Origin of the sequence: Streptomyces sp. NPDC093085, assembly GCF_040683935.1 — a bacterium.
Lineage (GTDB): Bacteria > Actinomycetota > Actinomycetes > Streptomycetales > Streptomycetaceae > Streptomyces.
In genome coordinates this window covers 1,058,532-1,071,250 of sequence record NZ_JBFBFB010000001.1, presented here as the reverse complement: position 1 = coordinate 1,071,250, position 12,719 = coordinate 1,058,532, and the positions used below count along the sequence as shown (strand labels likewise).

Genomic DNA, 12,719 nt, shown 5'->3' with positions numbered 1-12,719 from the left:
TCAGCCGCAGCCGCCCGCCGAGTCGGAGTCGTACGCGCCGACCTGGTCGACCAGGTCGGCGGGCACCTCCGGCGGCGTGGCGGGGGCGGTACCGGCGGGCTCGGCGGATCCGGTGGGACCCGCCGCCTTCGCCAGGGCCGGGATCAGCTCGTCCAGGAAGGCGTCGACCCGGTCGAGCCCCCAGAAGCGGTGGCGGCCGACCTTGAAGTACGGGATGCCGAAGACGTCGTCGTCGTACGCGGCGGCGAGCGCGTCCACGCCTTCCGCACGCAGCTCCGGGTCGTACGCGGCGGCCAGCATCTCCTCGCCGTCGAACCCGGCCGACTCGGCGACCCGGCGCAGCACGTCGGCGTCGCAGATGTTCTCGCCGCGCTCCCAGCGGGCCTCGGTGACCGCCGCGTAGAAGGCGCGCTCGCGGCCGAGGTGGCGGGCCCGGAGCCAGGCCAGGTGCGGGCGCTCCCACCAGGGGTCGATGTCGACGGGCCAGGCCATGGGGTAACCGAAACGCGCGGAGAGGCGCTTGGTGTCCTGGAGGATGTAGAGGTGCTTGGCCTTGGACATCTGGGTGTAGTGGAAGCCGGAGCCCCGCTCGTCCAGCGCGGCCACGGTCTGCTCGTCCGGGTCCCAGTACGGGACGTACTCGATGACCTCGGGCGCCTGCGGGAAGCGCTCCTCCAGTTGGCGCAGGCCCATCCAGCTGAACGGGCTGCGGAGGTTGAAGTAGAGCCGGGGCGGGCGCTTCGGCTTCCGCTTCGGCGTGGTCTGCGTACCGGCGGTGCTCATCGGCCGGCTCCGAGCAGCGCGGCGCGGGTGGTGGCGTCGAACTCGGCGAGCGAGCCCGCGTTCTCGCCCCGGCTGACCGCGTACCCGTGCATGATCGTGCCGGTGGCGGTGTGCACGAGCCGGCCGTCCCGGTGGACGTATGTGTCGAACGTCGCCGTGTACATCACGTCCTTGACGATCTCCTGGACCGTGAAGACGGTGTGCAGCGTCTCCTCCATGAACGCGTCGGCCAGCAGCCGCACCCGCGCCCGCGACACGACCGGGATCCATCCCCGCTCGACCAGCATCGTGCGGATGGAGATCCCCCGGTCCGCCAGGAACCGGTCCACGACCTCCTCCATCGCGCGGACGTACCCCGAGTGCTGGAGCCGGTCGGAGAAGTGGCAGTAGAAGTACGGGATCCGCCAGGACCAGAGGAAGGCGTTGGAGCCGGCCGGGGCGAGCAGGCCGGGCACCTCGCCCGCCGCGACCTCCGCACCCGCCGGCCCGTCGGCGTCCGCCCCGGCGGCGTCCGCGAGCGCGGCCACCTCGGGGACGGTGTACGGCTCCAGGAAGGCCGGTACGGGCCGGACATCGCCCGGCGCGTCCTTGAGGACGACCAGGGCGACCCGCACCTTGCCGGTGAGGACGGTGACGGTCGCGCCGTCCCGCTCGACGGTGAGCCGCACCTTGAACGGGGCGCCGTGGCCGGGCTTGGGCGTGCCGGGCTCGACGGTCGCGGTCACCTTGTCGTCCACGCCGAGCGTGGCCGGCAGGCTCACCGAGTGGTCCACGATCTCCAGGCCGAGCCCGTAGGTGTGGTAGAGCCGCTCGGCCCCCGCGCCGCGCTCGCGGAAGTATTCGAGGATCGCCTCCTCGGTGAGGTACATGAAGTGCTTGAAGCCGATCCAGGTACGGATGTTGGCGCCCTCGTAGCGGGGGCTGCCCACGGGGGTGGTGAGGCTGCCGTCGAGCAGTTCGGTCGGTGTCACAGTCGATGTTTCTGTCATGGCGGATTCCTTTACGGGTTATGGGGTGGCGGACGGGGTGGCGGTACGGAGAGCGGCGAGGAAAGCGGCTGTCTCTGCCGCGACGTCGGCGGTCTGCTCGACATGGCAGAAGTGGCCGTAGTGCGGGTGCTGCCGGACGGTCGCCGCGGGCATCGCGGCGGCCAGGGCGGTGGCCCGGTCGCCCGCCAGCGACTCGTCGTGGCGGCCGGCCAGGACGAGGGTGTCCACGGTGACCTGGGCCAGGGCGAGTTCGGTGGTGGAGACGAACTGGAGGAAGAGGCTGAGGAACCCGACGGGTCCGATCCGCTCCAGCGCGGTGTCCGCCATCGCGGAGAGGATCCCGGGGTCCAGGGTTCCGGCCCGCTCCCCCAGCCCCGCCCGGATCCCCTCGGTGACGATCCGGCGGAACCCGGCGCGCGCCGCGTCGTGCAGCGGCCACCCCACGGGGAGGGTGTCCGGGCGGTAGAACGGTGCGAGGAGTACGGCGGCGGAGGGGGCCGGGGAGACGGAGGCCCCGTCCTCGCGTTCCGCCCCGTCCGCCCGCTCCGCCTGCCCTGCCTGTTCCGCCTGTTCCGCCTGTTCCGCGAGGAGTTCGAGTACGGCGTTGGCGCCGAAGGAGTGGCCGAGCAGGACATCGACGGGCTCGGGGACGAGGTCCAGGGCGCGCCGCAGCCAGGCGGCCGGGGAGCCGTACGCGCGCCAGCGGTACGGGTTCCCCGCGCGCCAGGGCAGGTCGAGCGCGTACACCCGGTACCCGGGCAGCGCCTCGGCCAGCGGACGCCACCCCTCCCAGCCGCCTTCGAGGCCATGGACCAGGGCCACCACGGGGCCCGTGCCGCCGGGCGCCCGGGAGACCGCGAGCCGCTCGCGCGGTCCCGTGCTCTCGGCGACGGGCGTCCAGAACGCCGGCCCCCGCCCCGCCCCCTTCGGTCTGCCCTCGGGGGTCTCCTTCGGCTCCCTCATCTCAGCGGGCCTCCGTGACGGGCGCGGGGCCCGCCGGGTCGAGACGTACCGAGGCGTAGCCGTCCTCCGCGTCTCCGCAGGTGATCAGCGCTCCGCGGGGCTGTGCGGCGGGCGAGGCGAACCAGGCGGCGGCGAGGGCGACTTGGACGACGCCGCGCGCTCCGTAGGTCTCCCCCAGGTGCTCGGTGACATCGACACCGTCCATGCCGTCCGCGACGTCCGCGCCGTCGCCGCCGTCCGGTCCGCCCGGAGCCGTCAGCCGGAGTCCGGCGGGTGCGGCTGCCGTGAACCCGGCGGTCGTGGCGGCCGTCTCCGGGCGCGCGTGGTGGCGTACGGGGCCGAGGCGCGGGCCCTCGCCCGCCGGCTCCAGCACCACACAGGCCGCGCCGGCTCGGGCCGGCGCCGTGACCGGGCCGAGGGCGGCCAGCTCCCGGGCGACCGCGTCGTCGGGTTCGACGCCGACCACGACGACCCGTTCCGCGCGGCCCGCGTGGAGCAGCAGGGCGCCGAGCCGGAGCGCGTCGAGGCCGCCGGTGGCGCCGGAACAGACCATCAGGTTGGGCCCGGTGAAGCCGTACCGGATGGCGATGGTGCTGGCGATCACGTTGCTGGACGCGTTGGGGCCGTGCAGGGGGCTGACGTCGTGTCCGCTGCCGGCCCGCATCTCGGCGACGATGTCGCGGACGGTCCGTACGTTGCCGAGGTTCGAGCTGACGACGACGGCGGTGCCCGCCGCGCCCGGAAGGGGCTCCTTCGGCTTGCCCGGGGGCAGGCCGAAGGCCCGGTGCACGGCGCAGAGCGCGAGCCGGGTCGCGTCCTCCTTGTAGAGCAGGCCCTTGCGGCCGAGCACGGTGTGCGCCTCGTCCGGGCCCGCGGCCGGCGCCGGGTCGAGCGAGGTGAACAGGTCGCTCGCCGGGCCCGCCGTGGGCGTCTCGGCGCCGGGGATGTGGAGGGCGTACGCGGTGACGGTCGCCCCGGCGGGGCGCGAGGTGCCGCCCAGCGGTGTACCACTGGGCGGTGTGCTGCCCGGCGTGCTGCCCGGCGTGTTGTTCTTGTCCGGCGTGTTGTTCTTGTCCGGTGTGTTGTTCATCGGTCCACCCTGATGACGCTCACGGCGTTGACTCCGCCGAATCCGAAGGCGTTGACCTGGGCGAGGCGGGCGTCGCAGGCGGCGGGCTCCCCGGTCACCAGGCGCAGCTCCGCCGCCTCCGGGATCGGCTCGGAGAGCCCGACGGTCGCCGGTACGGTGCCGGTGCGCAGCGCCTGGGCGGCGACGAGCAGGCTCATCAGCGCGGCGCTCCCCGAGGTGTGTCCGATGGCGCCCTTGACGCCGGTGACCAGCGGTCCTGGCGCGGTGTCCGGGAAGACCTCGCGCAGGGCGGCGGCCTCGGTGGGGTCGTTGAGCGCGGTGCCGGTGCCGTGGGCGAGCACCAGCCCGATGTCGCGCGGGTCCACCCCGGCGCGGCGGTGGGCGTCGCGCATGGCGGCGACGATGCCGGCGACATCGGGGGCCGTCTCGTGGTGGGCGTCGCAGGAGAGGCCGGTGGCGAGCACGGTGGCGAGCGGGGCGATCCCCTCGGCCGTGGCCGGCTGGAGCACCATGGCGACCGCGCCCTCGCCGAGCAGGACGCCCGCGCGGCCCTCCTGGAAGGGCTGGAGGGCGGCGGTCGGCGCGTCGGCGACCCGGCCGATCATGGTGAGCATGGACGCGGTCATCGCGTCGCACCCGGCGGCCACGACCGCGTCGGCCTCGCCCGCCGTCAGCAGGTCCTGGGCGAGGGCGAGGGCGTGCCCGGAGGCGGAGCAGGCGTTGGAGACCGTGATGACCTCGGTGGCCCCGGGGAGCACCGCGCGGACCGCCGCGTCGAAGTGGAGGTCGCGGCGGCGTACGGGGACGCCGTCGAGCGCCCAGCGCTCCACGGCCCGCAGTTCGCGCAGGCCGGTGCCGACGATGACGGTGACCCGCTGCCGTGCCGGGTCGATCCCGGCCCGGCGTACGGCGCCCGCCACGCAGCGGGCCAGCCACCGCCCGGCGCGCAGCGACGCCTCGCCGCCCTCCACGGTGCCCTCGGTGCCCTCGGTGCCATCGGAGCCGACGGTGCCGGTGGCCTCGGTCGCCTCGGTGGTGTCCTGGACGTGGTAGCCACGGGTGACACCGATCCGGGCGGTGTCGTGGAACCGCAGCGGCTCGGATCCGTCCGTACCGGCGCACAGGGCGGCGAAGGTGGCGTCGGCGTCGCCGAGGCAGGTGACGGCCTCAGCTCCGGTGATCGCGACGTGCACGGTGCCACCCCCTCAGTACCGCGGCGCCGACCGAGCCGTCCGCCGAGACGGAGGTGACGACGGAGAGCTCCCCGTCGAGTTCGGGGTGGCTCCGGTGGCCGGCCAGCAGTGCGGCGATCTGGAGCGAGCCCGCGGCGCTCTGGCACTCGCCGACCCACTCCTTGGCGCGTATCTGCCAGACCTCGGTGCCCAACGCGCTCTCCACGCCCCGGAGTTCGATGTCGTCCAGGGGGCCGATCCCGCAGGCTCCGGTGGCGACCGCCCGTACCTCCGAGGGCTCGGCGCCGGCCCGCTCCAGGGCGCGGAGCACGCAGGCGGCGAGCCCCGCCCCGGCGTCGGGGGTGCGTCCGGGCGGGCCGTAGGTACCGGCCTCGACGGCGAGCACCTCCGCGTCGGGGAGCCGGCCGGCGGCGCGGACGGCCGCCGCGTCCTCGACCATGACGACGGCGGATCCCTCGCCGATCCGGGCGCGCTCCTGCCAGGCGCTGTGCTGGCGGTGGGCGAACCAGGCGGTGTGCGGGCTGAACTCCTCGACGGAGCCGACGAGGAGGGCGTCCGCGTAGCCGCGCCGGATCTGGTTGCGGGCGTAGCGCAGTGCGCTCACCCCGGCGAGCTGGCCGCCCGCGACGGTGGCGTTGACGCCCTTGAGCTTGTGCCAGATCGCCGACTGGCCGGCCGCGCAGTTCATCACGGTGTTGGGGAAGAGCACCGGGTTGACCAGGTAGGGCCGGTCGTTGACGAGTGTTTCGCGGCTGTAGTCGCTGGTGGCCTTCACACTGCCGGCGGTGGTGCCCAGGACGATGCCGACCCGGTCGCGGTTGGCGTCGGTGACGGTCAGGTCGGTGTCGTCGAGCGCGAGGGTGCACCCCAGCAGGGCGAGCGCGGTGCTGCGGTCGAAGAAGCTGGTGCCCTTGCGGCCGAGGTGGTCGCGGACCCGGAAGCCGGGCATGGCGAACGCCCGGTCCTCGGGCAGCTCCTCCTCGAACATCCCGGTGACATCGCGCAGGCCGTCGCGGCCCTCGGCGACGGCGGTGGTGAACTCGTCGGCGCCGATGGCCAGGGAGGTGACGACGCCCCAGCCGGTGATGGCGAGGGTGCCGTCCCGGGGCGCGGTGGCGGGGGCGGTACCGGCGGCGGGGACGACGACGGTGCCGGCGGCGGGGGCGGTGCCGGCGGCAGCGGCGGGGGTGGTGGCGGTGGCGTTCATGCGACCTGTCCGAGGATCGTGATGGCGTTGTTGCCGCCGAAGGCGAATCCGTTGTTCTGCACGACCTTGGGGCGCGCGGGACGGCTCTCGTTCGGCACGGGGTCGATTCCGGGCATCCCCGGGTCCGGGGTCCGGTAGTTGGTGGTCGGGGGGAGGAATCCCTCGTCCAGGGCGAGCGCCGAGGCGATCGCGCCGAAGCCGCTGGCCGCGCCCATGGTGTGGCCCAGCATGGACTTGATGGAGCTGATGGGCGGCGGGCGTTCGCCGAAGACCTCCACGACGGCCTTGGCCTCCATGGTGTCGTTGGCGGGGGTGCCGGTGCCGTGGGCGCAGATGTAGTCGACGTCGGCGGGGGTGATGCCCGCGTTGTGGTGGGCCCGGCGCATGCACTCCGCGATGGAGACGGGGTCGGGGGCGACCATGTGGTTGGCGTCGCAGTTGAGGCCGTAACCGAGCACTTCGGCGTAGATGTGCGCGCCGCGCCCGGTGGCGGACTCCAGGGTCTCCAGGAAGAGCGCGGCACCGCCCTCGCCGGTGAGGATGCCCGAGCGGTCCTTGTCGAACGGCGAGCAGACCTTCTCGGTGAGCGCGCCGAGCCGGTAGAACCCGGCGTGGGCCCAGCGGCAGACCGAGTCGGCGCCGCCCGCGATCATGTAGTCGGCGTCGCCGGTGAGGATCTGGTCGTACGCGTACCCCAGCGCGTAGTTGCTGGCGGAGCAGGCGGTGGAGAGGGTGACGGCCTCTCCGGTGAGACCGAGCTCCTGGTTGACGGCGTTGGCCAGCCGGGAGGCGGGCGCCTGGGCGGCGTACGCGGGGGTGATGCCGGAGAGGCCGGAGTGCACCCACTCGGCGGTCAGTTCCTCGATGACCTGGGACTCGCCGCTGGTGGTGCCGATGCTGGAGCCCGCAGCGGAGGCGGACAGGTGCTCCTGGTCGATGCCGGAGTCCTCGACGGCGAGCCGGGCGGCGGCGGCGGCGAAGAGGCTGGTGCGGCCCCACTCGTCGGGCGAGAGGGTGCTCAGCATCGACTTCGGGTCGAAGTCGGTGACCTCGCCGGCCATGTGGTGCGGGAAGCCGGTGGAGTCGAAGCTCGCGATCGGGGAGATCCCGCTGCGGCCCGCGCGCAGGGCCTCGCCGAAGGCGCGGACTCCGGTGCCGATGGAGGAGACGGGTCCGAGACCGGTGATGACGACGCGTCGGTTCATGGGCGGCGGTCCTGTCGTGGAGGCATGGTTCTTCTCCTTCGGGGGACGGGGCGGGAAGAGACGGGTGCGTGGGTGCGTGGGTGCGTGGGTGGGTGGGTGCGTGCGTGCGTGCGAGGGATCGGATGAGGTCAGGAGGGGGTGAGGGCCGTTCCGTCGCGTACGACGGCGAGGACCGAGCCCAGGGTGGCGATACGGGTGTCGCCCACCCAGACCTCGCCCCGCATGAAGGCGTTGTCCCCGATGATCCGGTCGATCTCCACGACATGGCGGAGGACATCGCCGGGGTAGGCGCTGCCGGTGATCGTCACATCGCGGGCTGAGCCGAAGATGAGGGTGCCCTCGACGGGCCGGCCGGCCGGCGCCGCCGAGCGGAGCCAGAGGACGGCGCCGCTCTGCCCGAACGACTCGACGAGCAGGGAGACGGGGTAGGCGTAGGCGGTGGCGGGCAGGTCCTCGGCGAGTCCGGCGTAGCAGGGCTCGCTGCCGGTGACGGCCTTGGTGGCGACGATACGGACGCCGGGTTCCAGCTCCAGGACCCGGTCGACGAGGAGGACGGGGTGGCGGTGCGGAAGGATCCGGCGGATGTCGGTGTGTTCGAGCCCGGTGGTTTCGAGCCCGGTGTGTTCGGGCCCGGTGTGTTCAAGCGGGGACATGGCCGGCCTCTCCTTCGGCTCCGCCGGGGTGCGGTGTGCGGAGGCGCACCACGAGCGTCATACGGGCGGCGAGGGCGCCGTCCGCGCGGTGGCAGCGGGCCTTGACGCGGAGGGTGGACGGTGTGGACGGGATGGACGCGGTGGACGCGGTGGACGGGGTGGACGGGGTGTCCATGGGGGTGAGGTCGCAGCCGATGGTCATGGTGTCGCCGGGGTACAGCGGCGCCGCGAAGCTGACGGAGGCGATCGCGGCCAGCTCGACGGCGGTGCTCTCGCCGTGCTGCCGGGCGGCCCAGTTCCGTACCGTCTGGTGGACGGATTCGATGGTGAACACCCCGGGGTAGATGGTGAGTTCCGGGTAGTGGCCCACCAGATACGGGTCGTCGGCGACGATCCGCTTGACCGCCTCGACGCGCGTGCCGCCGCTGCCGATGCCCCCGGCTTCACCGGTGACCGTGGTGTCCGTGTCGACGGCCGTCAGCGGGGCGGCGAAGCGGCGGTTCACCGGGTTCACAGGACGATGCCGCCGTCGACCTGGAGGACCTGCCCGGTGATGTAGCCGGCCCGGTCGGAGACGAGGAAGGCGACCAGCTCCGCGACATCCTCGGGACGGCCGAAGCGGCCCAACGGAACCTGCTCCAGGGCCTGTTCGCGGAGCTTGTCGGAGAGGCGGGAGGTCATGTCGGTCTCGATGAACCCGGGCGCGACCACGTTCACCCGCATGTTGTACGGGGCGAGTTCCTTCGCCAGCGACCGGCTCAGCCCGTGGATGCCGGACTTGGCGGCGGCGTAGTTGGTCTGCGCCCGGTTGCCGTGGACGCCCGCCACCGAGGAGATGTTGACGATGACGCCCTTCCTGCGCTTCATGAAGCCGAAGGCCATGGAGCGGCAGAAATTGAAGGTGCCGGTGAGGCTGGCGTCGATGACGGCGCCCCAGTCCTCCACCGGCATGAGGACGAGCGGGTTGTCCCGGACGATCCCGGCCGAGTTGACAAGGGTGTCGAGGGGGCCGAGTTCGGCTTCGGCGTCCTTGATGAAGCCCTGGACGGCTTCGAAGTCCGCCACGTCGCAGGGCGCGTGGTAGCACCGTACGCCGTGCTCGCGGACGAGCGCGGCGGTCTCCTCCGCCCGCTCCCGCTCGCTGCGGTAGCAGAATGCGATGTCCATTCCGTCCTGGGCGAGGCGGACGGCGACGCTTCTGCCGATTCCGCGCGAGCCCCCGGTGACCAGGGCGCGGCGTTCTGTGGACATGGGGTTACCTCGTGCTTCGGGTCCGGGTGCGGATGCGGTGCGGATACGGGTGCGGATACGGGTGCGGTGCGGCTACAGGGTGGGGGCGCGTACCCGGGTACGGGTGCGGCTACCAGCGGGTGGTCTCGCCGAAGAAGCCGTCGACGGGGACGGCTTCGCCCTGGTCGAGGGCGGCCTCGTGGACGAGGGCGCCGACGGCGAGGTCGAGGACGCCGAGTCCGAAGGGCGAGAAGATGACGGGCCGGTCGGCGGGGACCCGTACCTCGCCGCGCAGCACCTCGGCGAGCGTCCCGGTGATGAAGTCCCGGTGGCCGTACTTCTGCTCCGCGAGGTGCGGGGAGGTGTTGGCGGTGAGGCAGTGGTCGATGTCGTCGAGGATGTTGTACGCCTCGGCGACGACCTCGGGGCCGATGTCCCGCAGCGAGATGTTGAGGACGGTCTGGCCGGGGGCGAAGGTGCCGGCCCCGGTGAGGTAGGGCTCGCCCGCGGTGGTGGCGAGGACCACCAGGTCGGCCCCGTCGAGGGCGGCGTCCCGGTCGGGTGCGCCGCTCGCCCGGTAGCCGAGGGAGGCGGTGGTGTACTCGGCGAGCGAGGCGGCGTACGCCTCGGTGTGGTCGTGGACCAGCACCTCGCCGATCTCCCACCCCCGGGCGTGGAAGAACTCCAGGATGTTACGGGCGATGATGCCCGCGCCGATCACGACCATCCGCCGTACGGTGTGTCCGCCGGTCAGGGTCTCGGCGGCGAGGACCGCCGAGGCGGCCGTGCGGGCGGCGCTGATCTGGGAGGCTTCGAGGCAGGCGAAGGGGTAGCCGGTCTCGTAATCGTTGAGGAGCAGGACGGCCGAGGCGCGCGGCACGGAGCGCTCGATGTTCGCCGGGAAGCTGGCTATCCACTTGATCCCGGCGGTCCGGTGGCGCCCGCCCAGATAGGCGGGGAGGGCGATGATCCGGCTGTCGGGCTTCTCGGGGAAGCGCAGGAAGTAGCTGTTGGGGTTGACCGAGTCGCCCTGGTGGTGGGTGAGGTAGGTCTCGCGGACCTCCGCCACGATCCGGTCCCGCGATCCGGCGATGACCCGGCGGGCGGTCTCGCCGCCGACGACGTGAAAATCGAACATGTCAACCTTTCAGGAGCAGCGGACCGTCGGTGTCCGGGCGGCGAGGCCGAAGCGCTCCGCGACCCAGGCGTCGTCGTAGACGGTGGTGAGGTAGCGGTCCCCGTTGTCGGGGGCGAGGGCCACGACGGTCGCCCCCGGGGGGAGTTCGGGCGCCTTCCGCGCCACGGCGGCGAGTACGGAGCCGGTGGAGGCGCCCAGGGCGATACCCCGTTCCCTGGCGACGGCGCGGCACATCCGTACCGCCTCCGCCTCGGGGACGATGACGACCTCGTCGACCTGCTCCGGGTCGCACAGCTCGGGCCTGCGGCTGGTGCCGAGTCCGGGCAGATGGCGCTTGCCGGCCGGGAAGCCGAAGGTGACGGAGCCCTCGGTGTCCACCGCGACCACCCGGGTACGGGGCGCGTGCTCACGGAAGTAGGCCGCGCACCCCATCAGGGTGCCGGTGGTGCCGGCGCCGACGAAGAGGTACTCCACATCGGGCACCTCGGCGAGGATGGCGGCGGCGGTCCGGTCGTAGTGGATACGGGGGTTGGCCTCGTTGGCGTACTGGTTGGGCCAGAAGAGGGCGGGGTCCTCCTGGAGCCGGTCGCCTATGTAGTCGATCCGGGACTGGAGATAGCCGCCGTTGGCGTCCTTGGTGTCGACCACCACCAGCTCGGCGCCGAACGCCCGGATCAGCGCGGCGTTCTGCGGTGAGGTGTTGGGGTCGGTGACACAGGTGAAGTGGTACCCCCGCGCGGCGCAGACCGAGCTGAGCGCCACGCCGAGGTTGCCGGAGGAGGATTCGATGACCCGGCCGCCGGGCTTCAGCAGGTTCCACCGCTCCGCGTCCTCGACCAGGCCGATCGCGGTCTTCAGCTTGATCGACCCGGCCGGGTTGAACCCCTCGATCTTCAGCAGCAGCCGGAGACCGGGGACGAGTCCGTCGAACCGCAGGAAGAGCCGGTCGAGGACGAGATCCTGCGCGTTGTCGTAGATCACTTCTCAGCGGCTCTCTCTGGGCTCCTCGGCGTGTTCTTGACGTAGTGGCGGGTGGCCAGGAAGAGCAGGACGCCCCAGACCAGGAACGACAGGTCCCAGCAGAACAGCCGCCACAGCAGCGGCTTCCACTCGACGGGGTCGTCCGGGGTGACGGCGCCGGTGGCCACCAGCGCCAGCGACCCGACCTGGAGGGCGCCGTAGAGGGTGAGGAGGGCCGAGCCGCCCCAGCCCGCGAGGAGCGTCAGCGGGCGCGGGACGATCCGGCCCCACGGCCGGACGAGGGCAAGGGAGAACACGGCGCCCGCGACCTTCAGGGCGCCGGTGAGCCAGACGACGGCGAGGAATCCGGGTTCCCGGGCCCCCGCCATCTCCTGGATCGTGCCGCCCAGGGTGTCGAGGCCGAGCGTGCCGCCGGCCGCCCAGTAGAAGCTGACCAGACCGAAGACGAAGGCCAGTACCGCGCCCGCGTAGCCGGCCCAGGCCATCGACCCGCCCGGCCCGCCCGGCGGGCCCGCGGGCCGCCGGCCGCCGCCCCGGCCCGCCGGCTCCGCCGGTCCCGTCGGCCCGGTCGGCTCCGTCGGCTCCGCCGGCCCGACCGGCTCCGTCGGCCCTGTTGCCGCACTCATGTCCGTCCCTTCCCTCGTACTGCCGTCGCCGTCCGGCGCCGGGTCAGTCCTGCCAGCCGGCCTGCGCGGCCACGACGTCGTAGACGGCCTTCAGGTGGCCCATGTTGGGCAGCTCGGCCTGCGGGATGTCGATCTTGTACTTCTTCTCGATGCGGGCCAGGATCTCGATCGCGCGCAGCGAGTCGGCCTCGTGCTCCTCCACGAACGAACCCGTCTCGGTGATCTCCTCGGGCTCGACTTCGAGGACCTCCGCGACGATCTCGCGCAGCTCGTCCAGGTGCTGTTCACGTGCCTCGGACATGTCTTCTCTCCCGTTTCTCGGTGTTCCGGTGATCCGGTGTGTCGGTGTGTCGGTGTGTCTGTGGTGCACGCCCGGGGGTCTCCCGGGCGGGTTCTGGGGGCGCCGGTGTCACGGCGCGAGGCGTTACGGCGCGGACGTGGCGGCCGCGTCCATCGCCTCGGCGAGGCTCCTGGGCCGCATGTCGGTCCAGTGCTCGTTGATGTGGTCGAGGCACGCCTGCCGGGCGTCCGGGCCATGGGCGGTGGTCCAGCCGGCCGGGACGTCGGCGAAGACCGGCCAGAGGGAGTGCTGGCCCTCGTCGTTGACCAGCACCAGGTAGCGGGCGTCCGGGTCCTCGAAGGGGTTGCTCATCTCTCGTCT

The 12,719-nt window shown here is 72.9% G+C and carries 15 protein-coding genes; all 15 read right to left on the bottom strand.

Annotated elements, in window-relative coordinates; translation table 11 throughout:
• Positions 1-783 carry a DsbA family protein gene (locus AB0O07_RS04375; RefSeq protein WP_365626576.1) on the bottom strand — a complete coding sequence of 261 codons (783 nt, stop codon included), beginning with the start codon at positions 781-783 and terminating at the stop codon, positions 1-3.
• Complete coding sequence (locus tag AB0O07_RS04370; protein ID WP_365626574.1) at positions 780-1,772, bottom strand: thioesterase family protein; 993 nt, start codon at positions 1,770-1,772, stop codon at positions 780-782. Before AB0O07_RS04370 ends, AB0O07_RS04375 begins: the two co-directional genes overlap by 4 nt.
• A gap of 18 nt (positions 1,773-1,790) precedes the next feature.
• On the bottom strand, positions 1,791-2,735 hold the full coding sequence (locus AB0O07_RS04365) for an alpha/beta hydrolase (protein WP_365626571.1): 945 nt from the start codon (positions 2,733-2,735) through the stop codon (positions 1,791-1,793).
• 1 nt (position 2,736) lies between these two features.
• Positions 2,737-3,825, bottom strand: coding sequence for a beta-ketoacyl synthase N-terminal-like domain-containing protein (locus AB0O07_RS04360; RefSeq protein WP_365626568.1), 1,089 nt, complete (start codon positions 3,823-3,825; stop codon positions 2,737-2,739).
• Positions 3,822-5,018 (bottom strand): beta-ketoacyl synthase N-terminal-like domain-containing protein, encoded by a 1,197-nt coding sequence (locus AB0O07_RS04355; RefSeq protein ID WP_365626565.1) that lies wholly within the window; start codon positions 5,016-5,018, stop codon positions 3,822-3,824. Before AB0O07_RS04355 ends, AB0O07_RS04360 begins: the two co-directional genes overlap by 4 nt.
• A complete protein-coding gene (locus AB0O07_RS04350; protein WP_365626562.1) occupies positions 4,993-6,225 on the bottom strand; it encodes a beta-ketoacyl synthase N-terminal-like domain-containing protein in 1,233 nt (410 codons plus the stop codon). Before AB0O07_RS04350 ends, AB0O07_RS04355 begins: the two co-directional genes overlap by 26 nt.
• Positions 6,222-7,430: a beta-ketoacyl-[acyl-carrier-protein] synthase family protein gene (locus tag AB0O07_RS04345; RefSeq protein WP_365626560.1), complete on the bottom strand. Its 1,209-nt coding sequence runs from the start codon at positions 7,428-7,430 to the stop codon at positions 6,222-6,224. Before AB0O07_RS04345 ends, AB0O07_RS04350 begins: the two co-directional genes overlap by 4 nt.
• A 128-nt stretch (positions 7,431-7,558) precedes the next feature.
• Positions 7,559-8,083, bottom strand: a complete 525-nt coding sequence (locus tag AB0O07_RS04340) for a beta-hydroxyacyl-ACP dehydratase (RefSeq protein ID WP_365626557.1) — start codon at positions 8,081-8,083, stop codon at positions 7,559-7,561.
• A complete protein-coding gene (locus AB0O07_RS04335; RefSeq protein ID WP_365626554.1) occupies positions 8,070-8,597 on the bottom strand; it encodes a hypothetical protein in 528 nt (175 codons plus the stop codon). Before AB0O07_RS04335 ends, AB0O07_RS04340 begins: the two co-directional genes overlap by 14 nt.
• Positions 8,594-9,334, bottom strand: coding sequence for a 3-oxoacyl-[acyl-carrier-protein] reductase (fabG, locus tag AB0O07_RS04330; protein WP_365626551.1), 741 nt, complete (start codon positions 9,332-9,334; stop codon positions 8,594-8,596). The genes AB0O07_RS04335 and fabG overlap by 4 nt, the downstream gene beginning before the upstream one ends.
• Positions 9,335-9,443: 109 nt before the next feature.
• Positions 9,444-10,451 (bottom strand): 2,3-diaminopropionate biosynthesis protein SbnB, encoded by a 1,008-nt coding sequence (gene sbnB / locus AB0O07_RS04325; RefSeq protein WP_365626548.1) that lies wholly within the window; start codon positions 10,449-10,451, stop codon positions 9,444-9,446.
• Between the two features lie 9 nt (positions 10,452-10,460).
• Positions 10,461-11,432 carry a 2,3-diaminopropionate biosynthesis protein SbnA gene (gene sbnA / locus AB0O07_RS04320; protein ID WP_365626545.1) on the bottom strand — a complete coding sequence of 324 codons (972 nt, stop codon included), beginning with the start codon at positions 11,430-11,432 and terminating at the stop codon, positions 10,461-10,463.
• Positions 11,429-12,058 (bottom strand): DUF3995 domain-containing protein, encoded by a 630-nt coding sequence (locus tag AB0O07_RS04315; protein ID WP_365626542.1) that lies wholly within the window; start codon positions 12,056-12,058, stop codon positions 11,429-11,431. The genes sbnA and AB0O07_RS04315 overlap by 4 nt, the downstream gene beginning before the upstream one ends.
• Positions 12,059-12,101: 43 nt before the next feature.
• The gene (locus tag AB0O07_RS04310; RefSeq protein ID WP_365626539.1) at positions 12,102-12,359 is read right to left on the bottom strand and encodes an acyl carrier protein; all 258 of its coding nucleotides are present in this window, start codon (positions 12,357-12,359) and stop codon (positions 12,102-12,104) included.
• A gap of 123 nt (positions 12,360-12,482) precedes the next feature.
• On the bottom strand, positions 12,483-12,710 hold the full coding sequence (locus AB0O07_RS04305) for an MbtH family protein (protein ID WP_365626537.1): 228 nt from the start codon (positions 12,708-12,710) through the stop codon (positions 12,483-12,485).
• Positions 12,711-12,719: the final 9 nt, after the last annotated feature.